We start from the raw sequence: 26,692 nt of genomic DNA, 5'->3' as shown, positions 1-26,692 counted from the left end.
GGTGACGCAACTTTCACCGCCCCCAAAAACCAATGTGGGAGCGAGCCTGCTCGCGAAAGCGGTGGGTCAGTCAGCATTGATGGGACTGATATACCGCTATCGCGAGCAGGCTCGCTCCCACAGGGATTTCAGAGCCTGATGGATCTGTGCGGGCCTTACGCTGCAGCGAACTGTTCGCCGATCTGCGCCTTGGCTTCGCTCATGGCCTTGTTGCGCATGTCATCACCGTAGGCCAGGCCCTCGGCGCGGACGATTTCGATGTCGGTGATGCCGAGGAAACCGAACATATGTTGCAGGTAATCCTCATGGGCCACGCCACTGGGCTTACCGGCGTGCAGGCCGCCAGCCGTGGAAACAATCACCAGCTTCTTGCCACCGCACAGGCCTTGTGGACCGGCCTCGGTGTAGCTGAACGTCTTGCCGGCGACGGCAATCCGGTCGATCCAGGCCTTGAGCTGGGTCGGGATGGTGAAGTTGTACATCGGTGCCGCGATCACGACCGCGTCCGCCGCGAGGAACTCAGCCAGCGCAGCGGCGCTGAGGTCGGCTTCGTGCTGCAGCGCGGCGTCACGCAATTCGGCGCTGGTGCCGGCGGCAACCAGCGTCTGTGCGGAAAAGTGACTGATCGCATCGGCGGCCAGGTCGCGATAGGTCACCACCACGTCCGTTTCGGCGGCTTTCCAGGCCTCGACCACCTCACGGCTCAATTGGCGGGAAGCGGAGTTGTCACCGAGGATGCTCGAATCGATGTGCAGAAGTTTCATATGAGTGCTCTCCAATGAGGATCGCTACCGGGCGATCGAATGGAGACCATCCTACCGATGAAACCAATGGCCGATTAGCCAGCAATGATGCGATAGTTCGTTCCACTGACAGGACAATCGAGCCCGACATGCAAGACCTTAACGATCTCTATTACTTCGCCAAAGTCGTCGAAGCCGGTGGCTTCGCGGCAGCCGGACGGACCCTGGGCATCCCCAAGTCGCGGCTGTCCCGACGTATTGCCGAACTGGAAGACCGCCTCGACGCCCGCCTGCTGCAACGCACCACCCGCCAATTGAAACTGACAGCGGTGGGCGAACGTTACCTGCGCCATTGCCAGGCCATGTTGCTGGAGGCGGAAATGGCCGACGAAGCGGTGGCAAGCATGTCCAGCGCGCCCCGTGGCCGGCTTCGGGTTTCCAGTCCGGTGGGGCTGGCCCACGAAATCCTGGCCGGGGTGGTGGCCGATTTCCTGGAAAAATATCCTCAGGTCCAACTGGAGATGATCCTGGTCAATCGCCGCGTCGACCTGGTGAGTGAAGGCATTGACGTAGCGTTGCGCGTGCGTGACCTGGGTGACGAAGATCCGTTGTTGATGACTCGCCGCTTGCGTCAGGCACGGTTGATCATGGTCGCCAGCCCGGCCTTCGTCGAAGGGCGGCGGATCGAGACCCCCGAGGATCTCAAGCAGGTCCCGGTGCTCGGCGCCCTTGAAAGCGACCGCCTGGTGCACCTGCGCCTGCATAGCGCCGGCGGACAGGTTGCCGAACTGGCCCTGGAGGCTCGCCTGGGCATTGACGATTTTATCGTGCGACGCGCCTGCGTCCTCGCCGGCCTGGGCTTTACCTTGTTGCCGAGCATGTATTGCGAGCAAGAGTTGAAGGACGGCACACTGGTGGAATTGCTACCGGGATGGTCGCTGCCCGATGGCTGGTTGCAGGCGGTCTATCCCCATCGACGCGGCATGTTGCCGGCGGTACGCGCATGGCTCGACCATCTGGTGGAGGCCTTCAACCTTTGTGGAGAAAGGACGATATGAGTTTGAGCGAAGAGGATGTCGCACGGTTTTGCCTGGGCCTGCCTGGCGCCAGGGAAGATTACAAATGGGGTGGCGTGCGGGTGTTTTCCATCGCCGGGAACAAGATGTTCGCCCTGCAGGGCCTGCGCAGCGACTCATTGGCGTTCAAGGTCGACAAGGACCTGTTCCTGGGACATTGCGACCGCCCCGGCATTCATCCTGCCCCGTACCTGGCGCGAGCCCAATGGATCATCATGCACACGCCCTACCCCCTGGGCGCCGAAGAACTGCACAACTTGCTGCGACGCTCCCACCAACTGGTGGTCAGCAGATTGCCCAAGCGCACCCAGGTCGGCTTGTTACTGCCGTGACGTCAAACCCAGGCCAGCAGATGGCCGCCCAGGAACAACTGGTCGACCCAGAACGCTTGGTGCAGCAGCACGATGAACCAGAACACCACCTGGAACGACACCTTGCGGGTCTTGTGTCGAAAGACCTGTTGGGCCAGCAACGCCCCCGGCCAGCCGCCGGCCAGCTCCACGGCGTGCAGTACGTTCTCGGGGGTGCGCCAGGCGTCGGAGCGCGCCTTGCGCTTGTCACTCCAGTACAGCAGGAATGCCACGACGCTGACGACTCCATAGGCCGTCAACGGCACCCATGACGCTTCCTGCAGCCCTAGCAGCAGCGAGCCCGTCAACGGCAGCGCGCACAGCAGCGCGAACACGATCAACTTGAGCCGCAGGTTCTGCACCACCCCTCCGGTATGGCGAGCGGCGTGCCTGCGAGTGCCGGAATCGTTCATGGCCGGGCGGTCGCCCAATCGACCCAACCGAATTGCCAGGTCGCCAGGATCAACAAGCCGAACACGATCCGATACCAGGCGAACACCGCATAGCTGTGGCTGGCGATGAACCGCAGCAGTCCCCTGACCGCGATCATGGCGAAGATGAACGCGGTGACGAAACCGATGGCGAACACCGGGAAATCCGCCGGTACGAAGAGCGCACGGTACTTGTAGCCCGAATACACAGCCGCACCCACCATGGTCGGCATGGCCAGGAAGAAAGAGAACTCGGTCGCGGTCTTGCGCGAGAGGCCGAACAGCAACCCGCCGATGATGGTCGAGCCGGAACGGGAGGTGCCGGGAATCATCGCCAGGCACTGGGCCATACCAACCTTGAGTGCATCCTTCCAAGTGATCTCGTCCACCGTTTCGGCGTGTACTTCATGCTGGCGCTGCTCGGCCCACAGCATGATGAAACCACCCACCACCAGCGCGGCGGCCACGGTGATCGGGTTGAACAGGTATTCGTGAATCAGATCGGCAAACAGCACGCCCAGCACCACGGCAGGCAGGAAGGCGATCAACAGGTTGGCGGTAAACCGCCGGGCCCCGGGCTGGGTGGGCAGACCCAACACCACAGCGAAGATCTTGCGCCGGAACTCCCAGACCACCGCCAGGATCGCGCCCAACTGGATGATGATGTTGAACGCCATGGCCCGTTCCCCGCCGAACCCGAGCAAGTCGGCGGCGATGATCTGGTGCCCCGTGCTGGATATCGGCAGGAATTCCGTCAGCCCTTCTACAATGCCAAGAATCAGTGCCTGAAAGGCCGTCCACAAATCCATTCATCCCCCAAAAGAGCCCCGTCGGACAGGCTCTCATCGATAATCAAAGTGTTATGCCATGATGCACGGCGGGTGCACGATACCCGCGCCCTTCCCCAGAAAACCAATGAAAAATCCAAGGCAGGCTCAGGTTTTGCGTTGCGAGGCCGAAATCCTATCAGACAAGCCCTCATAACACTGCCGCGTTATGACCCAGGGGGCAATCCACCGGCCGTGGATGACAAGAACAAGAAACTGGAGTGACAGCGTATGAATAGCTTGCGCAATGTGTCGATCAGCCGACGCTTGTGGCTCATCCTCGTCGTGGCCATCCTGATGGTATTCACCTTGGGCGCCCTGATGCTGAAACAGATCCACAGCGATCTCTATCAGGCCAAGGTGCAGAAAACCCAACATGTGGTCCAGACCGCCAGTGGCGTGCTGAGCTATTACCACGGCCTGGAAACCGCCGGCACCCTGACCCGCGAAGCCGCCCAGAAGCAGGCCCTCAGCGCCGTGCGAGGCTTGCGCTACAACGAGACGGATTATTTCTGGATCAATGACCTGACACCGGTCATGGTCATGCACCCCACCAACCCGAAGCTCGAAGGCCAGAATCTCTCGGCGATCCGCGACCCGAACGGCTTCGCGCTGTTCAACGAAATGGTCAGCATCGCCAAGGCCAAGGGTGCCGGGATGGTGAACTATCTGTGGCCGAAGCCGGGTGCCGAGGCACCGGTTGGGAAAACTTCCTACGTCAAACTGTTCGAGCCCTGGGGCTGGATCATCGGTTCGGGGGTGTACGTGGATGACGTACAGGCCGAGTTCCAGGCTCAACTGATCAAGGCCTCGTTGATCGGCCTGTCGATCGTATTGATCATGAGTCTGCTGCTGACCCTGATCGTGCGCAGCATCGTGCGGCCCCTGCAGGAAACGGTGAATGCCATGGCCAATATTGCCAGCGGTGAAAGCGACCTGACCCGCACCCTCGACACCCACGGTCAGGATGAAGTCACCCAACTGGCCCGACACTTCAACGCGTTTACCACCAAGTTGCGCCAAGTAGTAGGTCAGTTGCAGGATTCAGCCAGCGCGCTGGGACAGTCGTCCAATGAGCTGGGGAGCGACGCCGCCCAGGCCCAGGAACGCAGCCAGCAGCAATCGCAGCAGATGGAACTGGTTGCCACGGCGATCAACGAAGTGACCTACGGTGTGCAGGACGTGGCCAAGAACGCCGAACACGCCGCCAGTGAAATGCGCGACGCCGAATCCCAGGCCCAGCAGGGCCAGGTCAATATCGACGGCAGCTTGCAGCAGATCGACCGTCTTTCCCAGACCATCGACCAGGCGGTAGAGGTGATTCGTACCCTGGCCAGCGAAAGCACCCAGATCGGCAGCGTGCTGGAGGTGATCCGCTCCATTGCCGAGCAGACCAACTTGTTAGCCCTCAACGCGGCGATCGAGGCCGCTCGCGCCGGGGAACAGGGCCGGGGCTTTGCCGTGGTGGCCGATGAGGTGAGGTTGCTGGCCCAGCGCACGCAGAAATCCACCGCCGAGATCCAGGGGATGATCGAGCGTCTGCAAACTCACTCCGAAGCCGCGGTGAAAGTCATCGGCGACAGCAGCCGTGCCTCGCAACTGACCATCGAACAAGCAGGCCTGGCGGGCGCCAGCCTCAACGCCATTGGCCAGGCCCTGCGTAATCTCAACAGCCTGAACGCCTCCATCGCCAGCGCCACCTTGCAACAGGCCCACGTGGTAGAGGACATCAACCAGAACGTCACCCAGGCCGCCGGCCTCTCCCACAGCACCGCCCTGGCAGCGGAGCAGTCGAGCCTGGCAAGTGCACGCCTCAAGGCGCTGAGCGAACAGCTGAACAGCCTGCTCAAACAGTTCCGGGTTTGAAGCTGACCCGCCGCCATCGCGAGCAGGCTCGCTCCCACAGGTGTCTGCTGGCGACCAACCCGGAAATCTTGTGGGAGCGAGCCTGCTCGCGATAACGCCGGCACGCCCAACATTGATGTTGGAGCTGCCCCCACCATACCGTTTACAATCGCCCCCCTTTTCCATTCCCCAAGGAACCGCCATGTCCGGGCTTGAACTGTTTGCCGCAGCCCTCGGCGTGATCGCTGTCTGGTTGACCGTCAAACAGAACCCCTGGTGCTGGCCGATCGGCCTGGTCATGGTGTTGCTGTACAGCTGGATTTTCTACGACGTGAAGCTGTATTCGGACATGCTGCTGCAAGTGGTCTACGCCGCACTGCAACTGTACGGCTGGTGGCAGTGGACCCGTGCCGGCCAGCGTCACGACGGACGCCAGGTCACACGCCTGGGCGGACCGTCGGTGCTGCTTGGCCTCGCGGTCGGCGCAGCGGGCAGTCTGGTGCTGGGCGCTGCCATGGCGCACTGGACCGACGCCGCCCAACCCTGGCTCGATGCGGCGCTCACCGGCTTCAGCCTCGTGGCCCAGTGGTGGATGGCGCAGAAACGCGTGCAATGCTGGCCTTTATGGATCGCCCTGGACGTGATCTTCGTCGGCCTGTTCATCTACAAGGGCCTGCACCTGACCGCCGCGCTCTACGCCTTGTTCACCCTCCTGGCCGTGCAGGGCTGGCGGGAATGGCGCGCCGACCCGGCCCTGCGCGCATGAAGGTGGTGGTCTTGACCGGCCCCGAGTCTGCCGGCAAGAGCTGGCTGGCGACGCAGTTGCAGGAACGCTTCGGTGGCTTGCGGGTGGATGAATATGTCCGCCACTTCATGGAGCAATACCCCCGCGACACCTGTCTGGATGACATCACCGAGATCGCCAACGGACAATTGGCCTGGGAAGACGCAGCCCGTGCCCGGCTGCCGGCGCTACTGATCCTCGACACCCACCTGTTGAGCAATATTCTCTGGAGCCGGACCCTGTTCGGCGATTGCCCGGACTGGCTGGAGCCGGCCTTGCTGAGCCGTCATTACGACCTCCATCTGTTGTTGAGCCCCGAGCAGGTCGAATGGACTGGCGACGGTCTGCGCTGCCAGCCTGAGCTGGCGCAACGCCTGCAATTTTTCGCGGCCATCGAGGATTGGCTGGTCCGGCACCAGCAACCTTTCCAGGTGATCGAAGGCGATTGGGCGCAGCGCCAACGCCAGGTGTTCGAAGCCGTGAGCCAACTGCTCCAGGACTGAACAGCCGCCCGCCGGGCGGAATGCCGGCACAGCGCCATCCTGTTCCATTCCTGAAACATTGTCGTCGCGGCAAACCCGGACCCAACGCTGTTTCAGCGGTTTGCCATCCTGACTGTCAAGTCACTGAAACACCCCGTCAAGCGCCTGGATCCAGAGCCATTTGACAGCAGCTGGCCAGTTGACCTTCATGCGGCCTGTCTCAGTCTTGAAACAACTCGGGCACCAGCCGGTGCGCCGCAATAACCAACCCATTGAATCAAAAGATTTTTTACAAACCGGCACGGCATCTGCTCTATCCCCTTCGCAACGCTGGACCAAGGCCAGCCCACCGAAGAAGGAATCGATGCCGTGGGAACTTTCGATAGAAGTTTGACCGTCCTGTGGTTGATCGGCTGCGTCGCCAGCGCAACCCTCAGCCTGCCGGTACAGGCCGAAGGCAACGGCGTCATTGTCCTCAACCGTGACGTACAGCCGGTCCATATCGGTCGCAACGGTGGCAAGGACCCCTACCCGACCACCGTCAATGCCAACCCTTCCGATCGAATCAGCCAAGCGACCACCAGCACCGAACTGAGCGACGGCGAATTTGCCAGCGTCGCCAGCGGCTCGGCGATCCGTAACACCCTCAACACGAATTCCGGCGTGCAGGGTTTGAATGTCGTCACCAACCCCAGCGGCATGCCCGGCATGAGCGCTGGCCATGGCGGCGGCAGCGGGGGGGCGATTTCCGGCACCATCAATCGCTCGCTGAGTTCCGGCCTGGCCCCGCTGGGTCGTCTGGCGGGAGGTCAATGACATGAGACCGGTCCTGTTCCTGCTCGCCCTGCTCGGCTCGACCACGGCATTCGCCGATTCAGGCGTGGCGATGGTCAGCAGCGCCACCTTGCAGGATTCCGGCAGCCGTTATACCGGTAACTTCAACGTCAACCAGGCGGCGGGCGACCGCACCCAGCAGACCAACACCCGGGCCATCGCGATCGGCACCGAGGCACAGGCCACCACCATCGTGCGTCAGCAGCTGGACACCCCCGCCGATCCTTCCATGAACGCAACCGCCCGCATCGGCGGCAGCTCTTTCAGCAACGGCAACGGTGTGCTGGGCGTCAACCAGTCCGCCGGGGCCAACAACCAGATGGCCAATGTCATGCGGGTGGGTATCAGTGCCCAGCCGCAGAGCATTGACGACAGCGCGCTTTCTCAACAGAACGTGGCGCTATTACCGAACTCAGGCGCAACTGGCACCCCAACCGGCAGTCGCCAGGTCGTTACCAGCGACCAGGCCTTCACCGGCAGCCGAGGGGTCATCCAGGTGAACCAGAGTGCCGGGGTGGGGAACCGCATGGCCAACACCCTGAGCATCCGGGTCGCAGACTGACCCGGGCTGTAAAACCATAAGAAAGTACCGACACACTTAACCAACGACACGCAAGGAGAAACACCATGAAACCGACAATGGCACTCAAACCATTGGTTTTCGCTCTCGCCGCTGTCATGGCAATGGCCGCACAGGCCGGTGGCAACAATAACAACCACGGTCACGGTCATGGCGGTCATGACCACCAAGGGCCGACGCTGGATCAACTGCTCTCCATCAGCGCCGGTGCTGGGGCTACGGTGCTGGATGAGCAGAACAGCGACGGTAACGTAGTGACCAACCAGGCCACCAGGAACACCGCTGAAGCCAAGGACTCGCTCAATGGCAGCAACGGTAACATGGGCGCCAACGTCGCGGCCGGCGACGGTAACCAGCAAGACAACGCCGCCGCCCTGGCCACTGCGGACGAAAGCTTCATCTTCGGTTCGGCTCTCTCCATGTCCAGCGCCACCCAGGTCAATAACAATAACTACGTCAAAAACAACTCGACCCAAAACAACGCGTCGCTCACCAACGCGGGCAACAACGGCTCCGGCAACATCGGCATCAACGTGACCGCCGGCAACTTCAACCAACAGAAAAACAACCTGGCCATCGCCGTATCGGGTGGCCGTGTGGCACAAGCCTCGGCCGCAGCCGACCAGACCTCCACCGGCCTGGTGGTGGACAACAAAGGCGTGAAGACCTACAAGACCGACACCCTCACCAGCACCTATGAAGCCTCCGGCACGTTCAAGGCCAAAGGCACCGGTACCGCCGAAGACAACGACCATGGCGGCTGGGGCAACAAAGGTGGCTATGGCGGCGGTCATGATGACGACAAGTTCAAGTTCTCCGCCGTGGGCACTTTCGAGCTGGCCGGCAGCAATACTCAACAAGTGCTGACCCGCGATGGCTGGAAAAACCCTGTCATCAACAACGCCACCATGAACAACTCCATGAACGGCTTCTCCGGCAACGGCGGCGCCAACGTGTCGGCGGGCGTGGGCAACCAACAGAGCAACTCGCTGTCCATCGCTGCCGGCTGCAAAGCCTGCATGTAGCTACGTGTGAAATGGGGCCCCGGCAACGGGGCTTCTTTTCCAGGGTTTCCACAAGGCGTATCGATCATGCGTGCGACTGCCCTTTCCCTGCTGCTTTGCATGGCTTGTGTCACTGAAGCTGCGCAAATGCCGGTCGCCGCCCTGCCCGGCGGCATGCTGGTCTACAAACCGGTGCAAAGCGTGCGCGAGCGCAAGTTCAGCAACATCGTCGAACAGAAAACCGATTTCAGCTGCGGTGCCGCCGCACTGGCCACGGTGCTGCGCCAGGCCTACTGGCTGGACGTCGATGAAGAGCATGTCATCAAAGGCATGCTGGTCAATGCCGACCAGGACCTCGTACGCACCCAGGGCTTCTCCATGCTGGACATGAAACGCTACGTGGAAGTCATCGGCATGCGCGCCCGAGGCTACCGGATACCGGCGCAAAAGCTCGAAGCCGTGACGATTCCGGTCGTGGTGTTGATGGAAATACGTGGCTACAAGCACTTCGTGGTGTTGCAGCGGGCCGACAAGCAGTGGGTCTACATCGCCGACCCGGTGCTAGGGCACAAGCGCTACGCCCACGACGACTTCGTCAAGGGCTGGAACGGCATCGTCTTTGCCATCGTCGGTCCCGGCTACGACAAGACCAATGCACTACGCAGCCCGCCGCAACCGTTGACGGCACGTAACAAGCTGGATGGATTCAACCCGGTCAAGGATGCGGAATTGATGGATTTCGGTTTCATACAGAGCGACTTTTTTTAATCGCCGACCAACTGCCAACGATAAATACAAAAGGAGCAGGATGCTCCGGGAGCGGTACATGAAAACTTCATACTGGCTGTCGCTGGCCTGCCTGGCCGCGACCGCGTCGGGCTATGCCCATGCCGGATTCAAACCCATAGAGGTCAAGGACCAGGAACTCGCCGAGCTGCGCGGTCGGTATGTTATGCCCGGGCGGGTCATCAGCTTCGGCATCGTCATGAGCAGTACCTGGCGCAACGCCAGCGGCGATCTGATCGGCGCGACCAGCTCCATGCAGATCCAGGCCTCCACCGTCAAGCCCGAGTTCTACGTCTCCACCATCAAGCAGACCGGCAATGGCAGCACTCCGGAACAGGGCAGCGGCAACATTACCGGTGGAGCAGGCCTCGGGACCGGCCAGGGCGTCACCCAGAGCGTCCGGGCCGCCGGCGATGGCAATACCGCCTATAACAATGTCAGCATCAATGTGAAAGAAAGCAACCAGCCCCCCACCCTCGCCCCCTCCCAAGGCCAGCTGTTGACCAGTGGCCAGACCATCAGCGGCAGCAACGCCGCCGGCAGCGTCGCGGTAACCGCCACCGGCAGCGGTGTGCAGATGGCGATCCAGGCCAGCCATAACCAGGGCAGCACCCTGCAACAAGTCGCCCAGGGAGGTCTTTTGCAAAATACCCGCCTGCTGGGCAACAGCAACATGGTCAACAACATGACCCAGCTCAACGTGGTGCTGAACAACAACGGCCCCAGTGCCGGGGCGCTGGACTGCAATCTGACGCAGCTGCGCGGCCTACGCAATCTCGGGTATTGAACTACGCTGCCTTTCGACCACTGGGCAAATAGGGACGGCATTTTCATGTATCGATCCGTATCGTTGCGCGCTGTAATGTGTCTGAGCACGTTGTTCCCGGCGACCTTGCTGCAAGCAGCACCGGATGCGGACATCGAGGCATTGAAGCAGGAGCTGCTCGAGCTCCGGCAACGATACGAGGTCCAGCAAAAAGCCCTGGCGGTACTCGAACAACGGGTGCGCCAGGTAGAAGACCAGCCTGCCGCCCCACCGCCCAAGCGCCTGGTCAAATCCCCGGCCGATATGAAAGGCAACCAGAACGTGGCCGGCAGCGGCGCGGCAACGGCTGGCGGCAGCGGCTACGGACAATCCCTGGCCGACGATTCGCAACCGGCCCAGAGCGTCTCCAACCTCTATGACGAGGCCAGCGGCTTCTTCGGTGGCGGCAAATTCAGCTTCGAAACCGGGGTGACCTATTCGCGTTACGACACCCGGCAACTGATCCTCAATGGCTTCCTGGCCCTGGATTCGATTTTCCTGGGCAATATCAACCTGGATCGGATCAAGGCCGACACCTGGACGCTGGACCTCACCGGCCGTTACAACTTCGACAATCGCTGGCAGTTCGACCTCAATGTACCGGTGGTCTACCGCGAATCCACGTACCAGTCCGGCGGCGCCAATAACGGCGCAGCCGGTGTCACCAGCGAAGAAACCGTCACCCGCGACCCCACTATCGGCGATGTCAATTTCGGCATTGCCTACAAGTTCATGGACGAATCGATCAATACCCCTGACGCGGTGGTGACCCTGCGCGTCAAGGCCCCGACCGGCAAGGATCCATTTGGCATCAAGCTGCGCCAGTCCCCGAGCAATACCAACCTGTTCGTACCGGAGGATTTACCCACCGGCAACGGCGTCTGGTCGATCACCCCCGGGCTTTCCCTGGTCAAGACGTTCGACCCGGCCGTGCTGTTCGGCACCCTGGCCTACACCCACAACTTCGAAGAGTCGTTCGACGACATCAGTTCCACCGTCAACCAGAAAGTGCCGGGCAAGGTACAGATCGGCGACAGCTTTCAGATCGGCGCAGGCCTGGCCTTTGCGCTGAACGAGAAAATGAGCATGTCGTTCTCGGTATCGGACCTGATCCAGAAAAAGAGCAAGCTCAAGCAGGACGGCGGGGATTGGGAGTCAGTGGTCTCCAGTGATGCCAATGCCGGCTACTTCAATATCGGCATGACCATCGCCGCCTCCGACAACCTCACCATCGTGCCCAACCTGTCCATCGGGCTGACCGACGATGCGCCGGATTTCAGCTTCAGTCTCAAGTTTCCGTATTATTTCTAGCGCAGGCCAGGCTCACACAGGTTTTGCTGGCGACCACAGCTTGCCTGTTCAACTCAGAACCCTTGTGGGAGCGGGCTTGCTCGCGAAGGCGGTGTATCAGGCACACCGCCTTCGCGAGCAAGCCCGCTCCCACAGGGTCCATACAGGAGATCACTCAGCGGATCTGATGCTTGTGCAGCAGGCGATAGAACGTTGGTCGGGACACACCCAGGACCCGGGCCGCGACGCTCAGGTTGTCACTGTGACGGTTGAGCACATCGCTCAATGCCTGGCGCTCGGCACGGGTCTTGTAGTCTTCAAGGGTGCCCATCGGTGCTACGACCCCATGAGGGCTGGCCAGGCCAAGGTCCCGGGCTTCGATCTGCCGCCCCTCGGCCAGCACCAGGCCGCGGCGGACACGGTTGGCCAGTTCCCGGATATTGCCCGGCCAGTCGTGCATGCCCATCGCCACCAGCGCATCCTCGCTGAAGCTACGGGGCCGACGACCGGTTTCCTGGCTGTAGAGATGAGAAAAGTGACTGGCGAGCATCGATAGGTCGCCGTGGCGTTCCCGCAGCGGCGCCATCACCACTTGCAACACGTTCAGGCGATAGTACAGGTCTTCACGAAACAGCCGATGCTCAATGGCCGCCTCCAGGTCCACGTGGGTGGCCGCCAGTACCCGGACATCGACGGCAATCGGCTGGCTGCCACCGACTCGCTCAATGTGTTTTTCCTGCAGGAATCGCAGTAGATTGGCCTGCAACTCCAGCGGCAGGTCGCCAATCTCGTCCAGAAACAGTGTCCCGCCGTGGGCCGCTTCGATGCGACCGATCTTGCGCTGGTGAGCCCCAGTGAACGCGCCTTTCTCATGGCCGAACAATTCGGATTGAATCAAGTGTTCAGGGATCGCGCCACAGTTGATGGCAATGAACGGCTTATTGCGCCGCAAGGACTGTGAATGCAGGGTGCGCGCCACCAGTTCCTTGCCAGTACCGCTCTCGCCACGGATCAATACCGGCGACTCGGTGGGCGCCAGTTTGCTCAACAACTTGCGCAATTCGCGAATCGGCTTGCTGTCGCCCAGCAGTTCATGCTCGGGGAGTTGGACATGAACCGAGCCCTGCCCGCGCAGCCGCGCCATGCCAAACGCCCGGCCCAGTGTCACCTGGACCCGTGAGACATCGAAGGGCAGCGTATGGAAATCAAAAAACCATTCGCAGACAAAATCGCCCACATTCTTCAGGCGCAGCACTTCCTGGTTAAGCACGGCGATCCACTCGGTACCGCTGCGGCTGATCAACTCCTTGACCGCTTCCGGACGCTCCAGGTGAAAAGGCTGCAACCTCAAAAGCCCCACGTCGCACGCTCGATCAGCGGCATGTTCGAGAGAGCAACTCTCTACCGCCCAACCCACGGTGCGTAGGCCCGGTAACAGGCGATGGCAATCATCGCAGGGATCAACCACGAGCAGACGACGTGACGTACTGGCTTCGATCATGACTGATCCTTGGCGCCAAAAATAAGAAATATGATTAGAAACAGTCGTTTGGCGAACCTGCATGTAACAGTAGCAAGAAGTTGACGCACCCTTGTATCAATTGATTATTGAAACCTCTTAAAAGTGGTTATAAGCGAGCGTTTCGTTAGTTACCGTATCGGAAATCTTTCAGGGCGCTTTCAAACAAAAGGCTTTTGAGCGGGTCTGAAAGAAAATCGAAATTTATTCAAGGAATGTGTGACCTGATCCACGGTTCGGAACATCAGTACAAGTAACCCGCCGCACGGTCCGCCCAACCGACGGCACATCATCTGATTGGGCACTTTTATGAGAGAACGCCATGAACGCCCCGCTCCGTATCAACGAAGCTCTTTTGATTGCCGACCGCGCATTTAAACCTTTCCAGTGCGTGGCCTGGGCTCCACAGGATGGTAACGGCGAATTGAGCCTGACCGTCGTCGACCGCACCAATACCCATATTGGCCGCACTCAGATTCCAAGCAGCGCTTATACCGATCCAGCCCAACTGGCCAAGCTGTTGAAACAGGCCCGCGCCGAATTGAGCCAGGAAGGTTACAAGTTGCAATCCTGGTCCATGCCGGAATAAACACGCTCTTTTTCGTATGCAGTCCAGAGCCTGTTTCGATAGCAGGCTTGGCACTGAGTCGAAAAGTCATTGCTCTGGCACGAATCGCAGCTATTTGTGCAGAGACTGACAGTTGTGCACTGTCACATTCAGGGATTGAATGTTGCCCTCATGCAGTCATCGCCCCTCCGGGCCGGTCGACGCGCAAGGAGAGGCATGCATGCTCAATCAATTCGCGCCTGAACTCCCAATGGCGGCGGTACACGCCGGCCAACTGGACGCTGGCTTTGCCAACAACGGCAAGGCGGTGGTTCATTTTTCCGGCAGCAGTTCCAGCCGGACCACCGGGTTGACCCTCGACCGAACCGGAAGAATCCTGGTGGCGGCCAAGCTAGAGACGCCACATGGCTGCCGGTTCGGGCTCGCACGGCTCAACCACGATGGTTTGGCCGATCCGGGCTTTGGAGCCGGTGGCTGTGTAACCGGTTCTTTTGAGCAAGGCTTCGAAGCAACGGCAGGCAAAGTCACCGAGTTAGCCGACGGAAAGATCCTGTTATCCGGCCTGCATTACGAAAGCACCCAGCGTACCCTCCCCGCCTTGGCTCTGTTCGATCAACAAGGCCACCCCGTTCCCGGTTTCGGCAACGCCGGACGACAAGTCATTCGGATCGAAGGCAATCTATCCCAAGGTCTGCGCGACCCCTGGCTGCCACCGGGCCTGCCAGGCCTGGAAGCCTGCGACGTGCGCGTGCAGGCTGACGGTCGGATTCTGTTGCTGGCCAATCATCATTACCAACTGTCCGACCATGTCGGCATCCTGATCCGAGTGCTACCGGACGGCACACTGGACAGTTCATTCAACAGAGGCGGTTTTGTCATGGTCCGGCGCCTGCTGAAGAACACCTGGCTGAGCTGTCTCGCCCTACAGGCCGACGGCAACATCGTGGTGGGTGGCGCCATCGATCTGCCCCAGCAAGGCTTGATGGTCCGTTATGACCCCAGCGGCAGACTCGATGACAGCTTCGGCGAGAACGGTTTCCTGTCCATCGCCGCCAAGGAGCGCGGTGTGATGATCAACCAGATCGTTCAACACCAGAACGGTGATCTGCAAGCATTCGGCAGCAGTCGCGACCCGATGCATTGCCTGTCCCTGAAGGTGCACCGGGACGGCAAACCGGATCAACACTGCAACCAGGGACCGTGCCGGCTCCTGGAGATCGGGCGCACTGCCAGCCAGTGGACCGCCGCCCAGGCTCAACCCGATGGAAAACTGGTCACCGCCGGAGCCACCATCGGTGGCATCGAGGCCGACTTCGTTCTGGCCCGGCATCTGCCGGACGCCAACCTCGACCCGATGTTCGGCCAGGGCAAAGGCTGGGTTCGTACGCGGCTCGGCTATAGCCTGGACACCGCCACTTCCCTCGCGATACAGGCCAATGGAAAAATCCTGGTGGGAGGCCATTCCCTCCACGGGACCTACCGAGCCGTGGTGACACGATATCGGGCCTGACCCGAAAAGCACCGACCGCTGATGAGCGGTATGAATTCCTACGCTTGATATTCCTCATTGCTTACGGCAAGTTGCGCGCTTCTAAATAAAAGGAGCAGCCGATGTCCGGTTCAATGGCCCAGGCTTTCGCCCACAACTTCCTTGGGCACTCTCCACGCTGGTACAAGGCGTGCATCGTCACCTTCCTGATCGTCAACGCCCTGGTATTGTGGACCCTCGGTCCGGTGGCAGCGGGCTGGATGCTGGTCATCGAGTTTATCTTCACTCTCGCCATGGCCCTCAAGTGCTATCCATTGATGCCCGGCGGCCTGCTGCTGATCGAAGCCCTGGCGCTGGGCATGACCACCCCCAAGGCGCTGTACGACGAGTTGCTGCACAACTTCCCGGTGATCCTGCTGCTGATGTTCATGGTCGCCGGGATCTACTTCATGAAGGACCTGCTGCTCTTCCTGTTCTCTCGCCTGCTACTGGGCGTAAGCTCCAAGGCATTGCTGGCTCTGATGTTCTGCTTTCTCTCGGCATTCCTGTCGGCTTTTCTCGATGCGTTGACCGTCACGGCGGTGATCATCAGCGCCGCCGTGGGCTTCTATTCGGTTTACCACCGCGTCGCTTCGGGGAATGATCCACGCCAGGACAGCAACGTCGATGAAGACCACGACCTGCCGGCCTTGCACCACGGGGACCTGGATCAGTTCCGGGCGTTTTTGCGCAGTCTGCTGATGCACGGCGTCGTCGGCACCGCGCTGGGTGGCGTATGCACCTTGGTGGGTGAGCCACAGAACCTGCTGATCGGCCATGAAATGGGCTGGCATTTCGCGGGCTTCTTCCTGAAGGTCGCCCCCGTATCGCTGCCGGTGCTGGTGGCCGGGCTGGTGACCTGCGTGGCGTTGGAAAAGCTACGCTGGTTCGGTTACGGCACGCTGCTGCCGGAAAACGTTCGTACCGTGCTGGCCGACTATGCCGAGCAGGACAACCGCGAGCGCACCTCACGGCAACGCGCGGCCCTGATCGTCCAGGGTATTGCCGCACTGATCCTGATCGTGGCCCTGGCCCTGCATATCGCCGAAGTCGGACTGATCGGCCTGACGGTGATCGTGCTGATCACCGCGTTCACCGGCATCACCGATGAGCACCGCCTGGGCAATGCGTTCAAGGACGCGATGCCGTTCACCTCGCTGCTGGTGGTGTTCTTTGCGGTGGTGGCGGTGATTCACGATCAGCAGTTGTTCACGCCACTGATCCAATGGGTATTGGCCCTGCCCGCCGATCAGCAGCCCGGCATGCTGTTTATTGCCAATGGTCTGCTGTCGGCCATCAGCGACAACGTATTCGTGGCCACCATCTACATCACCGAAGTGAAGCAGGCCTTCATCTCCGGCCTCATGAGCCGCGAACAGTTCGAGACCCTGGCGGTGGCGATCAATACCGGCACCAACCTGCCCAGCGTCGCCACGCCCAACGGCCAGGCTGCCTTCCTGTTCCTGCTGACCTCAGCCATTGCGCCACTGATTCGCCTGTCGTATGGCCGGATGGTGTGGATGGCCCTGCCCTATACCGTGGTCATGGGTGGCTTGGGGTGGTTTGCGGTGACGTATTGGCTGTAATTGAATAACCAGAGTTCTGCGCAAAACCTGTGGGAGCGGGCTTGCTCGCGAAAACGGAGTGTCAGTCGACCTTTAGATTGACCCACCGCTTTCGCGAGCAAGCCCGCTCCCACAAAAGTATGCGAAGTCACCGGGGCAGGATGTACCGTTCGATCGCCAGCGCCGCGCCGTCCTCGATAACGGATGCGGTAATCACATCGGCCTGGCGCCTGATCGCCTCTTCCGCCTGCCCCATGGCGATCGACAGGCCCGCGCGATGGAACATCGCCGGATCATTGCCACCGTCGCCCATGGCCGCCGTCTGCTCCAGCGGTACCCCCAGGAATGCCGCCAGGGTCGACAGCGCCTCCCCCTTGTTGGCTTGTATTGCCGTAACGTCCAGGTAGATCGGTTGCGAACGCGACACTTGGGCCTGGCCCTTGAGCAGCGGATGCAGGCGGGCCTCCAGCTCGACCAACAGATCCGTATTGGCGCTGGTGGCGACGATCTTGTCGATACGCTCCAGGTAGGGCTCGAAACTCTCGACTTCAACAGGCGGATAGCCCAGGCCGCGGGTTTCCACCGGCACCATCGGCCCGTGGGCGTCACGCACCAGCCAATGGCCATCGGCAAACACCCAGACCTCGATGCCAGGCTGATCGGCGTACAGCGCCAGGGTCATCAACGCCACCTCGGGCGGCAGGTAGTGCACGGCGAGGAAGCTGCCGTCCGGATGAACCAGGGTACCGCCGTTGAACGCCGCCGTTGGCAAATCGACACCCAGGGCTTCGATCTGCTGCAACATTGCCCGAGGTGGCCGTCCGGTGGCGAGGCTGAACAACACACCGGCCTCGCGCAGGGAACGAACGGCCTCGATGGTGCGCTGGTTGAGGCTGTGGTCGGGCAGCAGCAGCGTGCCGTCCATGTCACTGAGCAGAAAACGGATGGGACGTTTCAATTGATCACTCATCCTAGGTCATGCCAGGCGCGAGCATCGCGTGTCAGCAGGTCATCGGCGGCGGATGGGCCATCTTCTCCGGCCTTGTAGGGCTGGACGGTCGCGTCCTGCTGCCAGGCATCGAGAAACGGCTGCACGGCACGCCAGCCATTTTCGATGTTGTCGGCACGCTGGAACAACGTCTGATCGCCGGTCAGGCAATCGTAGATCAGGGTTTCGTAACCCGTGGATGGCTGCATTTCGAAGAAATCCTTGTAGGCGAAACCCAGTTCTATATTCGCCATGTCGAGCGTCGGTCCCGGCCGCTTGGCCAGCAGATCGAACCACATGCCTTCGTTGGGCTGGATCTGTATCTTCAGGTAGGTCGGTTGCAACTTCTCGACTTCGGTATCGCGAAACTGCGCGTAGGGCGCCGGCTTGAAGCAGATGACGATTTCCGTGTCCCGCACGCTCATGCGCTTGCCGGTACGCAGATAAAACGGCACCCCTACCCAACGCCAGTTGTCGATCATGACCTTCAGGGCGACGTAGGTTTCGGTGCCGCTGTCGGCCGCCACGTTGGCTTCCTCGCGGTAACCATTCACCGGCTTGCCGTCGATGGTGCCAGCGACGTACTGACCGCGCACCGAATTGGCGCGAGCCTGTTCCACCGACCAGGGGCGGATAGCCCCAACCACCTTGGCTTTCTCCCCTCGGACCGCGTCGGCACCGAAGGCGGCCGGCGGTTCCATGGCCACCATCGCCAGCAACTGGAACAGATGGTTGGGCACCATGTCCCGCAGGGCGCCGGTATGCTCGTAAAAACTGCCACGGGTTTCCACCCCCACCGTTTCAGCGGCGGTGATTTGCACGTGGTCGATGTAATGATTGTTCCAGAACGCTTCGAAGAAACTGTTGGAGAAACGGCTGACCAAGATGTTCTGTACGGTTTCCTTGCCCAGGTAATGGTCGATCCGATAGATCTGCTTCTCGCTCATGACCTTGAGCAAGCAGGCATTGAGTGCTTCGGCGGTGTGCAGATCCGAGCCGAACGGCTTTTCGATCACCACCCGCCGGAACGCACCAGCCTGTTCCTCAAGCAACCCGGCCGCCCCCAGACGGCGGACCACCTCACTGAAAAAGCGCGGCGCGGTCGCCAGGTAGAACACCGCATTACCAGTACCGCTGGCGGCGATCTTCGCTGCCAACGCTACATAGGTGCTGTCGTCGAGGAAGTCACCCTGTACGTAGCTGATGCCCTTGGCCAAGCGGGCCCACAGCACCGGATCGAGCGCGCGGCCGGCATCGCCGCCCTTGCTCGCCGCTTCGTGGCGGATGAAATCCTCGAGTTTCCTGGCGAAGTCCACGTCGCTGATGGCGTTGTGATCAACGCCGATGATCTGCAGTCCATCTCCCAGCAACCCGTCACGGCTGAGGTGGTACAGCGCCGGCATCAGCAGGCGCTTGACCAGATCACCATGGGCACCGAACAGGAACAGCGTGGTCGGTGGCGCGGGCTCTGCCTTGGATTTCCTGCCGGTCGCGGTCATTTTTTCGGCGTCTCCACATGGCCGCCGAAGCCGAAGCGCATGGCGGACAGCATTTTGTCACCGTAGGTGCTCTGCTGGCGGGAACGGAAACGGGCGAACAGCGAACTGGACAGCACTGGAACCGGCACCGCTTGCTCAATGGCCGCCTCGATAGTCCAGCGTCCTTCGCCGCTGTCAGCCACCTCACCGGAAAAGCCATCCAGTTTCGGATCGCGGGCCAGGGCATCGGCTGTCAGATCCAGCAACCAGGACGACACCACACTGCCACGTCGCCAGACTTCGGCAATATCGGCCAGGTTCAAGTCGAAACGCTGTTCCGGCGGCAGGCTTTCGCTGGACTTGGTCTTGAGGATGTCGAAGCCTTCGGCAAAGGCCTGCATCATGCCGTACTCGATGCCGTTATGGATCATCTTCACGAAATGCCCGGCACCGGCGGGGCCGGCATGGATATAGCCGCGCTCGGCGCGATCGTCGTCGGACTTACGGTCGCGGGTGCGGGGAATATCGCCCATGCCCGGTGCCAGACTGGCGAACAGCGGGTCCAGGCGCGTGACCACGGCGGCATCGCCGCCGATCATCATGCAATAACCGCGCTCCAGGCCCCAGACGCCGCCGGAGGTGCCCACATCCATGTAGCTCAAGCCCTTTTCCAACAGTGCCTGGGCGCGACGGATGTCGTCTTTGTAATACGTGTTACCGCCATCGATGATCACATCACCTGGTTCCAGCAGCTCGCTGAGCGCGTTGATGGTGTCTTCAGTAGGCGCGCCGGCTGGCAGCATGACCCAGACTGCTCGCGGTTTTTCCAGCCCGGCCACCAGCGCCGGCAGATCCGCCACGCCCGTGGCGCCTTCTTGGCGCAGGTTTTCGACGAATGCGCTGTTGCGGTCATAGACCACCGTGGTGTGCCCATCGAGCATCAGGCGCCGCGCAATATTGCCGCCCATGCGGCCCAGTCCAATGATCCCGAGTTGCATGTGCTGATGCTCCCTACTACAAATAAAGGTATGTCAAAGGTTTAGTGGCCTGTGTGGCTAATTCGAGTACAGGCCGCTCGCTTCGAAACGGTTTGGCTGCGACTAGTGGAGGTTAGTCCAGAGCCTTGCTGCATAGTTTCCGGTTAATTCGTGCGATCACAAGGGGGATAACGCTTCAAACCCGGTCGAAGGCACGGCGACCATGAAAAATAAAAAAGTTCCATTCACGAGCAAAAGAAATCAGAATCGGCGCCGATAGTAGTGGTGTCGACCAAAAAGCTGGCGACATCTCTATAGTTGATGTAGCCATTTGCGAGGTGAGCAATGGACCCAGTCGTTACCGCACGTCCTCCTCAAACCCTTTACGTGACCATTCGTCGCGACGAATTGCGCCTTCTCAAGGAAGAACGCGATCTGCTGCTCGATGAAGTGACCCAGCTGCGCATGCAGTTGCAGCATGCCCAACTCTCCCATCAGGGCCAGGCCCTGGTTCGATAACCGCTCCACAGGCGCAACGCAAGGAAGTGACATTGGGAAAACCGGTGTCGCTTCCCACAGTTCCCTGGACAGGTTTGTTCGGCAACTCCTCTGCCATATGTGCGTTCGCACCCAGGCTACCAATCTATAACCGAAAAACTCACGAAGTTTTCACAACGCTCTCGGGATACTTGCGGCCTTTAGGGTGCTCGGCGCATGCCTGCGGTTACCATCCGGTGGCAACAGCTTCGTCGGTGTAGATAAAAGGCTGGAGCGCTTGATGAGTCTGTTCAAACGCAGCAAAACGACTGCGAAAGGTTTCGATTGGGCCGGGTTCGGCTGGCTTTTCCTGTTCTTCTGGTATTTCTCGGGCATTACTCAACTGCTTATTCTGTTGAGCGATACCTCCGGCTTCTCCGGGTTCCGCCAGGCATTCATCATGAGCGCGCTGTGGCTGGCGCCCATGCTGCTATTCCCTGCCCGGACCCGCCTGCTCGCCGCGTTGATCGGTGTAGTGCTGTGGGCCTGTTCCATGGCCAGCCTGGGTTACTTCTTCATCTATCAGCAGGAGTTTTCCCAGAGCGTCATCTTCATCATGTTCGAGTCGAACGTGGCTGAAGCCAGCGAGTACATGACACAGTATTTTGCCTGGTGGATGGTGCCGGCGTTCCTCGCCCATACCGCAGTGGCTTATTTCCTCTGGACGCGCCTGCGTCCGGTGTACCTGCCCCGCGGCCAGGCCCTGGTCGCGGCGGTTGTGATCCTGGGCGCCGTGGTCGGTTACCCGCTCGTCAAGCAAACCCAGCGCGCCGGCAGCCTGGCCGGCGGCCTGGAAAAATTCGAAGACCGCATCGAACCAGCCGTACCTTGGCAGATGTTGGTGGCATACCGTCGTTACGGCGAGCAGTTGGCAAGCATGCAAGGCATGTTACACAGCGCCAGCAAGATCGAGCCATTGCGCAACCTCAAGGACACCATGGCCAACCAACCGGCGACCCTGGTGCTGGTGATCGGCGAGTCCACCAACCGCCAGCGCATGAGCCTGTATGGCTACCCAAGGGAAACCACCCCGGAGCTGGACAAACTCAAGGACCAGCTAGCGGTCTTCGACAATGTGATCACGCCGCGTCCATACACCATCGAAGCCCTGCAACAGGTGCTGACATTCGCCGACGAGCAGAATCCAGACCTGTACCTGACGACCCCTTCGCTGGTCAGCATGATGAAACAGGCGGGCTACAAGACCTTCTGGATCACCAACCAGCAAACCATGACCAAGCGCAACACCATGCTCACGACGTTCTCTCAGCAGGCCGACGAGCAGGTTTACCTGAACAACAACCGTAACCAGAACGCCGCGCAATACGATGGCGACGTGATTGCTCCCTTCAACAAGGCCCTGGCCGATACCGCACCGCGCAAGTTGATCGTGGTACACCTGCTAGGTACTCACATGAGCTACCAGTACCGTTACCCACCGACCTTCAACAAGTTCACTGACCGCCAGGGCGTACCGGCAGGTCTGCGTGACGATCAGGTGCCTACCTACAACAGCTACGACAACGCAGTGCTGTACAACGACTTCGTGGTTTCCAGCCTGATCAAGGACTACGCCAAGAGCGATCCCAACGGTTTTCTGCTGTATCTGTCGGACCACGGTGAAGACGTGTTCGACTCGGTGGGTCACGCCACCCTTGGCCGCAACGAAGGCAAGCCCACCGCGCCGATGTACACCATTCCATTCATCGCCTGGGCTTCGCCCAAGTGGCGCGAAACCCATGACTGGAACTTTGCCGGCGACCTGTCCCGCCCCTACAGCAGTTCTCAGCTGATCCATACCTGGGCAGACCTGGCAGGCTTGAGCTTCGATGAGCTGGACCGCAGCAAGAGCCTGGTCAGCAACGACTTCCTGGCCCGACCGCTGTTGATCGGCAACCCCTATCAACGCCAGCACAAGGCGCTGATCGACTTCAGCCTGATGCAGCCCAAGGCGCCGACGGTCAAGGTGGTGCAGCAGTAACCGCAGAGCCCTGCGCAATTTGTGTGGGAGCGGGCTTGCTCGCGAAGGCGATGGGTCAGCCACTGATTATGGTGACTGACACAGCCCCTTCACGAGCAAGCCCGCTCCCACAGGGTCCGGCACAGTCAGTTTTTTTACAGGGGTTTGGTCCAGAACAGCATGCGGCCGTGAGCCGGATCGAACATGCCGGCGGAGAAGCCGAACTTCGAATAGCTGGCCTGGGCCACGGCATTGCCTTCAAGCACTTCCAGGGTGATCTTGCAGCAACCGCGCTGGCGTGCGATGTCTTCGACTTTCTGCAGCATCTTCTGGCTCAGGCCCAGTCCGCGAAACGCCTTCATGACGACGACATCATGGATATTCACCAGCGGCCGGCAGGCAAAGGTCGAAAAACCTTCGAAACAATTGACCAGCCCCGCCGGCTCGCCGTTGACGAACCCCAGCACGCTGAACGCGTAGGGACGCTTGGCCAGCTCTTCCGGCAGATGCAGCAGGACTTCGGCCGGCAGCGACCGGCCGCCGCCCATGGGGTCCTGCGCATAGCCGTTGAGTACGAGGCAGATCGCTTCGGCGTGAACCGGATTGGTGTAGCTGGCTTGCAGTACGAGAACATCCTTGGCTTCTTCCATGACCTTGCATCTCTCTTCGCGGGTACGGCGGGTAATACCGGCGGATGGGGCCGTCGGCGGGTACGGGTCAGGCGAGCTGACCGAAACGTTGCATCTGCATTTCCTGGAGGCGACTGAGGGTACGGCGAAACGGAAATTGCAGATAGCCCTCGGTATACAGCTGCTCCATAGGCACTTCGGCCGACAGGTACAGCGGCACCTTGCGATCGTAGCATTCGTCGATCAGGGCAATGAAGCGTCGCACACCGTCATCGTGGACCGAAAGTTGCGGCAGCTCGCGATCCCCCGCCTCGACCCGCTCTACACCGTCTTCCGTACCACGGGCGATACGCCCTTCGCGCTGCTCGGCACTCAAGCTGGGCACGTCGCTGAGCAGGATAACCTTGTAGCGGTCACACAGGCCCATGAAATCCAGGGCCGAGAACGGCTGCTCGCACAGATCCCGGTAACGGCTCCAGAGCACCGTGTCGCTGACCTTGACCGGCTCCAGCAAGCGATGGCCGACTTGCACCGGATCACTGCTGGACTGTTGCCCTGCACTCAACCGTTCGAAGACCTCGCCCAATGGCTCGGGTTGCCCGGCGCCTCGTAGCCAATAACGTTGCTGTAGCGCGCCGGGGTGCTGGCGGTGATCCTGCCAGCCGTTCACCGGTACGACTTGCATGTGCTGTTTGATCGCCGTGATGGTCGGCAGGAACCGTTCACGGTTATGGCCGTTGGCGTAGAGTTCCTCGGGAGGCAGGTTCGAGGTGCTCACCACAACCATGCCCAACTCGAACATGACCTGGAACAGGCGCCCGAGGATGATGGCATCGCCGATGTCGGTGACGAACAACTCATCGAAACACAGCACCCGCACTTCCCGGCTCAGCTCCCTGGCCAAGGCCTGCAACGGGTCCGGCGTGCCCGTGAGCTGGAACGAACGCTGGTGCACCCAGGCCATGAAGTGATGGAAATGCTGACGACGGGCCGGAACCCGGAGGCTTTCATGGAAACGGTCCATCAGCCAGGTCTTGCCACGACCTACCGGGCCCCAGAGATACACCCCCTTGATCGACTTGCACCCCTCGTGCAAAGCCTTGTGGCATTGCTCCAAGGTCATGATCGCCAACTCCTGGGCCTCATCCTGGACAAAACCGCGATGTTCGATGGCGTACTGCCAGGCACTCAGGGGGGAGTCGAAAGTCATGCGGCCCGGGTCCGGAAGAGGAAGCGGCTGAGTATGCCATGCCGGACGATGAACGATCACGCCAACCGAGCATGGGATTTGTGGCGAGGGGATTTATCCCCTCGCCACAGGAGCTCACTCCTTTTAAATCGAGATATCCAGCCGGCTGATCTTGCCCTGCTCATCGAGCCGGAAGGTATACCGCAACTCCAGCGGGCTGCCAGGGAAAGCCCCCGAGATCAGGTTGTGCACCAGCACCTTGCCCGTGCGTTGTTGCACGTTGAGCACTTCGACCCGCGGCTGGTAACGGCGGGAAGTGTCTTCCATCCATTGGATGATGTCCTGGGTGCCGGCCCGATGCTGTCCTTCATCGAACACATTGGCATCCTCGGCAAAGAAACGCGTCACCGCCGAGCTGTCACGGGCATTGGCGGCCGCGATGTAACCGGCGATGGCCGGTGCCAGGGAAGAGACGGGATTGGACATGGTAAGGCTCCTTGTTTTATCGAACTGGCACCATGCTAGAACACCCTCATGTCAGTTTCTGTCAGGAGTGAAACGCCCGGTTTCGTCCAGTTTCATCGATTTCATCCAGGCTCGTAGCAAGTCGCTGCGCCTGCCGGGATAGCACTCGCCCTGCTCGGTGGCAGAGGCAATCCGGTCGGTGCGAAAGGTCCGGTAGGCGCCACGCAATTCGCACCAGGCCACTACCACCCGCGCCTCGTTGAAAAACCCCAGGGCCAGGGGCCAGATCAGTCGCTGGCTCGGGGTGTTGTTGACGTCGGCGTAATCGATGTGCAGCTTCGCCTGGACGCGGATGGCCTGGCGATACACGTTCAGTTCCACGGTATTTTGCGGATACCCGTAACCCGGCGGGCCGGGCAACACCGTGGGGTTGCGCAAGGCATCCCGGACATCGGGAGCCAACACCGCGGCGACTTTCGCCAGGGCGTCGGCGGCCGCCTTGCCCAGTACCTCATCGCCGCGCTGATCCACGTAGCGCAAGCCCAGTACAATGGCCTCGATTTCATCGGCGGTGAACATCAGTGGCGGCAGGAACAGGCCGCTGCGCAATACATAGCCGATGCCTGCCTCGCCCTGGATCGGCGCCCCCAGGGCGGTCAGCTCGGCAATGTCGCGGTAGAGCGTGCGCTCGGATACCTTCAACTCTGCCGCCAGGGTCGCGGCGGTGACCGGGCAGCGCTTGCCACGCAAGACTTGCAACAAAGTGAGCAGCCGAGTGGTACGGGACACGGTGGTCGATCCGGATGAAAAAGTTGCTGCAGATTAGCAGAGGCTGTTGTCAGAAACTGTCAGGAGCCCAAACGTCTATTTGGATAGAGATGAAACCTGTGGCGAGGGGATTTATCCCCTCGCCACAGGTTCTTCGCTTGTCTTTGGGATTGTGGGTTATCGTGACCAAAAATTCACAGTGAGAATACGCCCATGCGCAGAATCCCCGGCCTGTTCCTCCTGCTGACCCTGCTCAGCCTCAGCGCCTGCGCCCTCTTCCCGCATCGCGATCCGCTGAACATCAACGTGGTCGGCATCGAACCCTTGCCCAGCCAGGACCTGGAGATGCGCTTTGCCGTGAAGCTGCGCCTGCAGAACCCCAACGAAACCGCCATCGACTACAACGGCGTGGCGCTGGACCTGGAGGTCAACGACCGCACGCTGGCGACCGGGGTCAGCGACCAGAGCGGCTCCATTGCACGGTACTCCGAAGCGGTCTTGAGCGTCCCCGTGAGCATTTCGGCCTTTTCGGTGTTGCGCCAGACCCTGGGCCTGAGCCAGACACAGGGTCTGGATAACCTGCCCTATGTGCTCAAGGGCAAACTCTCCGGGGGACTGTTCGGCACCATGCGCTTCGTCGACCGCGGAACCCTCGATTTGCCGGCGTCCGCGGCAACCTGGTAA

28 protein-coding genes are annotated in these 26,692 nt (G+C 60.7%); 17 read left to right on the top strand and 11 right to left on the bottom strand.

What is annotated here, in order from left to right; translation table 11 throughout:
* Positions 1-155: 155 nt before the first annotated feature.
* Positions 156-764 carry an FMN-dependent NADH-azoreductase gene (locus FBX99_RS02975; protein WP_144921816.1) on the bottom strand — a complete coding sequence of 203 codons (609 nt, stop codon included), beginning with the start codon at positions 762-764 and terminating at the stop codon, positions 156-158.
* Positions 765-892: 128 nt separating this feature from the next.
* On the opposite strand from FBX99_RS02975, the gene FBX99_RS02970 reads away from it, so the two are divergent.
* Positions 893-1,801: a LysR substrate-binding domain-containing protein gene (locus FBX99_RS02970; protein ID WP_144921813.1), complete on the top strand. Its 909-nt coding sequence runs from the start codon at positions 893-895 to the stop codon at positions 1,799-1,801.
* On the top strand, positions 1,798-2,151 hold the full coding sequence (locus FBX99_RS02965; protein ID WP_144921810.1) for an MmcQ/YjbR family DNA-binding protein: 354 nt from the start codon (positions 1,798-1,800) through the stop codon (positions 2,149-2,151). Before FBX99_RS02970 ends, FBX99_RS02965 begins: the two co-directional genes overlap by 4 nt.
* 2 nt (positions 2,152-2,153) lie before the next feature.
* Here the strand turns inward: FBX99_RS02965 and FBX99_RS02960 are convergent, their stop codons facing one another.
* Positions 2,154-2,582: a DUF1294 domain-containing protein gene (locus tag FBX99_RS02960; RefSeq protein WP_144921807.1), complete on the bottom strand. Its 429-nt coding sequence runs from the start codon at positions 2,580-2,582 to the stop codon at positions 2,154-2,156.
* A complete protein-coding gene (locus FBX99_RS02955; protein WP_144921805.1) occupies positions 2,579-3,409 on the bottom strand; it encodes an undecaprenyl-diphosphate phosphatase in 831 nt (276 codons plus the stop codon). Before FBX99_RS02955 ends, FBX99_RS02960 begins: the two co-directional genes overlap by 4 nt.
* 249 nt (positions 3,410-3,658) lie before the next feature.
* Between FBX99_RS02955 and FBX99_RS02950 the strand changes: the two genes are divergently transcribed.
* The 9 genes from FBX99_RS02950 (at position 3,659) to FBX99_RS02910 (ending at position 11,858) form a co-directional block, all read left to right on the top strand.
* A complete protein-coding gene (locus FBX99_RS02950) occupies positions 3,659-5,293 on the top strand; it encodes a methyl-accepting chemotaxis protein (RefSeq protein WP_144921802.1) in 1,635 nt (544 codons plus the stop codon).
* Between the two features lie 181 nt (positions 5,294-5,474).
* Positions 5,475-6,038: a nicotinamide riboside transporter PnuC gene (gene pnuC, locus FBX99_RS02945; protein ID WP_144921799.1), complete on the top strand. Its 564-nt coding sequence runs from the start codon at positions 5,475-5,477 to the stop codon at positions 6,036-6,038.
* Positions 6,035-6,559: an AAA family ATPase gene (locus tag FBX99_RS02940; protein WP_144922602.1), complete on the top strand. Its 525-nt coding sequence runs from the start codon at positions 6,035-6,037 to the stop codon at positions 6,557-6,559. Before pnuC ends, FBX99_RS02940 begins: the two co-directional genes overlap by 4 nt.
* A 348-nt stretch (positions 6,560-6,907) precedes the next feature.
* A complete protein-coding gene (locus FBX99_RS02935; protein WP_144921796.1) occupies positions 6,908-7,354 on the top strand; it encodes a hypothetical protein in 447 nt (148 codons plus the stop codon).
* A gap of 1 nt (position 7,355) precedes the next feature.
* Positions 7,356-7,934 (top strand): adhesin, encoded by a 579-nt coding sequence (locus FBX99_RS02930; protein WP_144921793.1) that lies wholly within the window; start codon positions 7,356-7,358, stop codon positions 7,932-7,934.
* Positions 7,935-7,999: 65 nt separating this feature from the next.
* Complete coding sequence (locus FBX99_RS02925) at positions 8,000-8,977, top strand: heme utilization protein (RefSeq protein ID WP_144921790.1); 978 nt, start codon at positions 8,000-8,002, stop codon at positions 8,975-8,977.
* A gap of 66 nt (positions 8,978-9,043) precedes the next feature.
* Positions 9,044-9,724, top strand: coding sequence for a C39 family peptidase (locus tag FBX99_RS02920; protein WP_144921787.1), 681 nt, complete (start codon positions 9,044-9,046; stop codon positions 9,722-9,724).
* A 58-nt stretch (positions 9,725-9,782) separates the two neighbouring features.
* On the top strand, positions 9,783-10,529 hold the full coding sequence (locus FBX99_RS02915) for a hypothetical protein (protein ID WP_145130557.1): 747 nt from the start codon (positions 9,783-9,785) through the stop codon (positions 10,527-10,529).
* Positions 10,530-10,574: 45 nt separating this feature from the next.
* Positions 10,575-11,858 carry a transporter gene (locus FBX99_RS02910; protein ID WP_145130555.1) on the top strand — a complete coding sequence of 428 codons (1,284 nt, stop codon included), beginning with the start codon at positions 10,575-10,577 and terminating at the stop codon, positions 11,856-11,858.
* A gap of 154 nt (positions 11,859-12,012) precedes the next feature.
* On the opposite strand, the gene FBX99_RS02905 is transcribed toward FBX99_RS02910, so the two are convergent.
* Complete coding sequence (locus FBX99_RS02905; RefSeq protein WP_144921778.1) at positions 12,013-13,338, bottom strand: sigma-54 dependent transcriptional regulator; 1,326 nt, start codon at positions 13,336-13,338, stop codon at positions 12,013-12,015.
* A 340-nt stretch (positions 13,339-13,678) separates the two neighbouring features.
* Between FBX99_RS02905 and FBX99_RS02900 the strand changes: the two genes are divergently transcribed.
* The 3 genes from FBX99_RS02900 to nhaB all read left to right on the top strand — a co-directional run bounded on the left by FBX99_RS02900 (position 13,679) and on the right by nhaB (position 17,038).
* A complete protein-coding gene (locus FBX99_RS02900; protein ID WP_041023194.1) occupies positions 13,679-13,945 on the top strand; it encodes a hypothetical protein in 267 nt (88 codons plus the stop codon).
* A 199-nt stretch (positions 13,946-14,144) separates the two neighbouring features.
* Positions 14,145-15,434: a hypothetical protein gene (locus tag FBX99_RS02895; RefSeq protein ID WP_145130554.1), complete on the top strand. Its 1,290-nt coding sequence runs from the start codon at positions 14,145-14,147 to the stop codon at positions 15,432-15,434.
* 101 nt (positions 15,435-15,535) lie between these two features.
* The gene (nhaB, locus tag FBX99_RS02890; protein WP_144921773.1) at positions 15,536-17,038 is read left to right on the top strand and encodes a sodium/proton antiporter NhaB; all 1,503 of its coding nucleotides are present in this window, start codon (positions 15,536-15,538) and stop codon (positions 17,036-17,038) included.
* A gap of 127 nt (positions 17,039-17,165) precedes the next feature.
* Here nhaB and FBX99_RS02885 read toward each other — a convergent pair whose 3' ends face one another.
* Genes FBX99_RS02885 through gnd form a run of 3 tightly spaced genes read right to left on the bottom strand, consistent with a single transcriptional unit; the run spans position 17,166 to position 20,505 of the window.
* Positions 17,166-17,987, bottom strand: a complete 822-nt coding sequence (locus tag FBX99_RS02885; RefSeq protein ID WP_144921770.1) for an HAD family hydrolase — start codon at positions 17,985-17,987, stop codon at positions 17,166-17,168.
* Positions 17,984-19,504: a glucose-6-phosphate dehydrogenase gene (zwf, locus tag FBX99_RS02880; RefSeq protein WP_144921767.1), complete on the bottom strand. Its 1,521-nt coding sequence runs from the start codon at positions 19,502-19,504 to the stop codon at positions 17,984-17,986. Before zwf ends, FBX99_RS02885 begins: the two co-directional genes overlap by 4 nt.
* On the bottom strand, positions 19,501-20,505 hold the full coding sequence (gene gnd, locus FBX99_RS02875) for a phosphogluconate dehydrogenase (NAD(+)-dependent, decarboxylating) (RefSeq protein WP_256662457.1): 1,005 nt from the start codon (positions 20,503-20,505) through the stop codon (positions 19,501-19,503). Before gnd ends, zwf begins: the two co-directional genes overlap by 4 nt.
* A 300-nt stretch (positions 20,506-20,805) precedes the next feature.
* On the opposite strand from gnd, the gene FBX99_RS28825 reads away from it, so the two are divergent.
* Positions 20,806-20,979, top strand: a complete 174-nt coding sequence (locus FBX99_RS28825; protein WP_178111855.1) for a DUF6026 family protein — start codon at positions 20,806-20,808, stop codon at positions 20,977-20,979.
* Between the two features lie 259 nt (positions 20,980-21,238).
* Complete coding sequence (locus tag FBX99_RS02870; protein ID WP_144921761.1) at positions 21,239-22,978, top strand: phosphoethanolamine transferase CptA; 1,740 nt, start codon at positions 21,239-21,241, stop codon at positions 22,976-22,978.
* A gap of 134 nt (positions 22,979-23,112) precedes the next feature.
* Here FBX99_RS02870 and FBX99_RS02865 read toward each other — a convergent pair whose 3' ends face one another.
* The 4 genes from FBX99_RS02865 to FBX99_RS02850 all read right to left on the bottom strand — a co-directional run bounded on the left by FBX99_RS02865 (position 23,113) and on the right by FBX99_RS02850 (position 26,029).
* Entirely contained in the window at positions 23,113-23,607 is a 495-nt protein-coding gene (locus FBX99_RS02865) for a GNAT family N-acetyltransferase (RefSeq protein WP_144921758.1), read from the bottom strand.
* Positions 23,608-23,674: 67 nt separating this feature from the next.
* Complete coding sequence (gene zapE, locus FBX99_RS02860) at positions 23,675-24,796, bottom strand: cell division protein ZapE (RefSeq protein ID WP_144921755.1); 1,122 nt, start codon at positions 24,794-24,796, stop codon at positions 23,675-23,677.
* A 123-nt stretch (positions 24,797-24,919) separates the two neighbouring features.
* Entirely contained in the window at positions 24,920-25,261 is a 342-nt protein-coding gene (locus tag FBX99_RS02855; RefSeq protein WP_144921752.1) for a nuclear transport factor 2 family protein, read from the bottom strand.
* 51 nt (positions 25,262-25,312) lie between these two features.
* The gene (locus tag FBX99_RS02850) at positions 25,313-26,029 is read right to left on the bottom strand and encodes a YafY family protein (protein ID WP_144921749.1); all 717 of its coding nucleotides are present in this window, start codon (positions 26,027-26,029) and stop codon (positions 25,313-25,315) included.
* A gap of 192 nt (positions 26,030-26,221) precedes the next feature.
* Here FBX99_RS02850 and FBX99_RS02845 point away from each other — a divergent pair, with 192 nt between their 5' ends.
* Complete coding sequence (locus FBX99_RS02845) at positions 26,222-26,692, top strand: LEA type 2 family protein (RefSeq protein ID WP_144921746.1); 471 nt, start codon at positions 26,222-26,224, stop codon at positions 26,690-26,692.

This window comes from Pseudomonas sp. SJZ074, from assembly GCF_007828215.1.
Classification (GTDB): domain Bacteria; phylum Pseudomonadota; class Gammaproteobacteria; order Pseudomonadales; family Pseudomonadaceae; genus Aquipseudomonas.
Note: the sequence above shows the minus strand (reverse complement) of the source record. Positions and strands in the feature narration are given on the sequence as shown.

Coding starts and splice junctions, on each gene's coding strand:
- FBX99_RS02975 (WP_144921816.1), bottom strand. CDS start 764: ATGAAACTTCTGCACATCGATTCGAGCATCCTCGGTGACAACTCCGCT.
- FBX99_RS02970 (WP_144921813.1), top strand. CDS start 893: ATGCAAGACCTTAACGATCTCTATTACTTCGCCAAAGTCGTCGAAGCC.
- FBX99_RS02965 (WP_144921810.1), top strand. CDS start 1,798: ATGAGTTTGAGCGAAGAGGATGTCGCACGGTTTTGCCTGGGCCTGCCT.
- FBX99_RS02960 (WP_144921807.1), bottom strand. CDS start 2,582: ATGAACGATTCCGGCACTCGCAGGCACGCCGCTCGCCATACCGGAGGG.
- FBX99_RS02955 (WP_144921805.1), bottom strand. CDS start 3,409: ATGGATTTGTGGACGGCCTTTCAGGCACTGATTCTTGGCATTGTAGAA.
- FBX99_RS02950 (WP_144921802.1), top strand. CDS start 3,659: ATGAATAGCTTGCGCAATGTGTCGATCAGCCGACGCTTGTGGCTCATC.
- pnuC (WP_144921799.1), top strand. CDS start 5,475: ATGTCCGGGCTTGAACTGTTTGCCGCAGCCCTCGGCGTGATCGCTGTC.
- FBX99_RS02940 (WP_144922602.1), top strand. CDS start 6,035: ATGAAGGTGGTGGTCTTGACCGGCCCCGAGTCTGCCGGCAAGAGCTGG.
- FBX99_RS02930 (WP_144921793.1), top strand. CDS start 7,356: ATGAGACCGGTCCTGTTCCTGCTCGCCCTGCTCGGCTCGACCACGGCA.
- FBX99_RS02925 (WP_144921790.1), top strand. CDS start 8,000: ATGAAACCGACAATGGCACTCAAACCATTGGTTTTCGCTCTCGCCGCT.
- FBX99_RS02920 (WP_144921787.1), top strand. CDS start 9,044: ATGCGTGCGACTGCCCTTTCCCTGCTGCTTTGCATGGCTTGTGTCACT.
- FBX99_RS02915 (WP_145130557.1), top strand. CDS start 9,783: ATGAAAACTTCATACTGGCTGTCGCTGGCCTGCCTGGCCGCGACCGCG.
- FBX99_RS02910 (WP_145130555.1), top strand. CDS start 10,575: ATGTATCGATCCGTATCGTTGCGCGCTGTAATGTGTCTGAGCACGTTG.
- FBX99_RS02905 (WP_144921778.1), bottom strand. CDS start 13,338: ATGATCGAAGCCAGTACGTCACGTCGTCTGCTCGTGGTTGATCCCTGC.
- FBX99_RS02900 (WP_041023194.1), top strand. CDS start 13,679: ATGAACGCCCCGCTCCGTATCAACGAAGCTCTTTTGATTGCCGACCGC.
- FBX99_RS02895 (WP_145130554.1), top strand. CDS start 14,145: ATGCTCAATCAATTCGCGCCTGAACTCCCAATGGCGGCGGTACACGCC.
- nhaB (WP_144921773.1), top strand. CDS start 15,536: ATGTCCGGTTCAATGGCCCAGGCTTTCGCCCACAACTTCCTTGGGCAC.
- FBX99_RS02885 (WP_144921770.1), bottom strand. CDS start 17,987: ATGAGTGATCAATTGAAACGTCCCATCCGTTTTCTGCTCAGTGACATG.
- zwf (WP_144921767.1), bottom strand. CDS start 19,504: ATGACCGCGACCGGCAGGAAATCCAAGGCAGAGCCCGCGCCACCGACC.
- FBX99_RS28825 (WP_178111855.1), top strand. CDS start 20,806: ATGGACCCAGTCGTTACCGCACGTCCTCCTCAAACCCTTTACGTGACC.
- FBX99_RS02870 (WP_144921761.1), top strand. CDS start 21,239: ATGAGTCTGTTCAAACGCAGCAAAACGACTGCGAAAGGTTTCGATTGG.
- FBX99_RS02865 (WP_144921758.1), bottom strand. CDS start 23,607: ATGGAAGAAGCCAAGGATGTTCTCGTACTGCAAGCCAGCTACACCAAT.
- zapE (WP_144921755.1), bottom strand. CDS start 24,796: ATGACTTTCGACTCCCCCCTGAGTGCCTGGCAGTACGCCATCGAACAT.
- FBX99_RS02855 (WP_144921752.1), bottom strand. CDS start 25,261: ATGTCCAATCCCGTCTCTTCCCTGGCACCGGCCATCGCCGGTTACATC.
- FBX99_RS02845 (WP_144921746.1), top strand. CDS start 26,222: ATGCGCAGAATCCCCGGCCTGTTCCTCCTGCTGACCCTGCTCAGCCTC.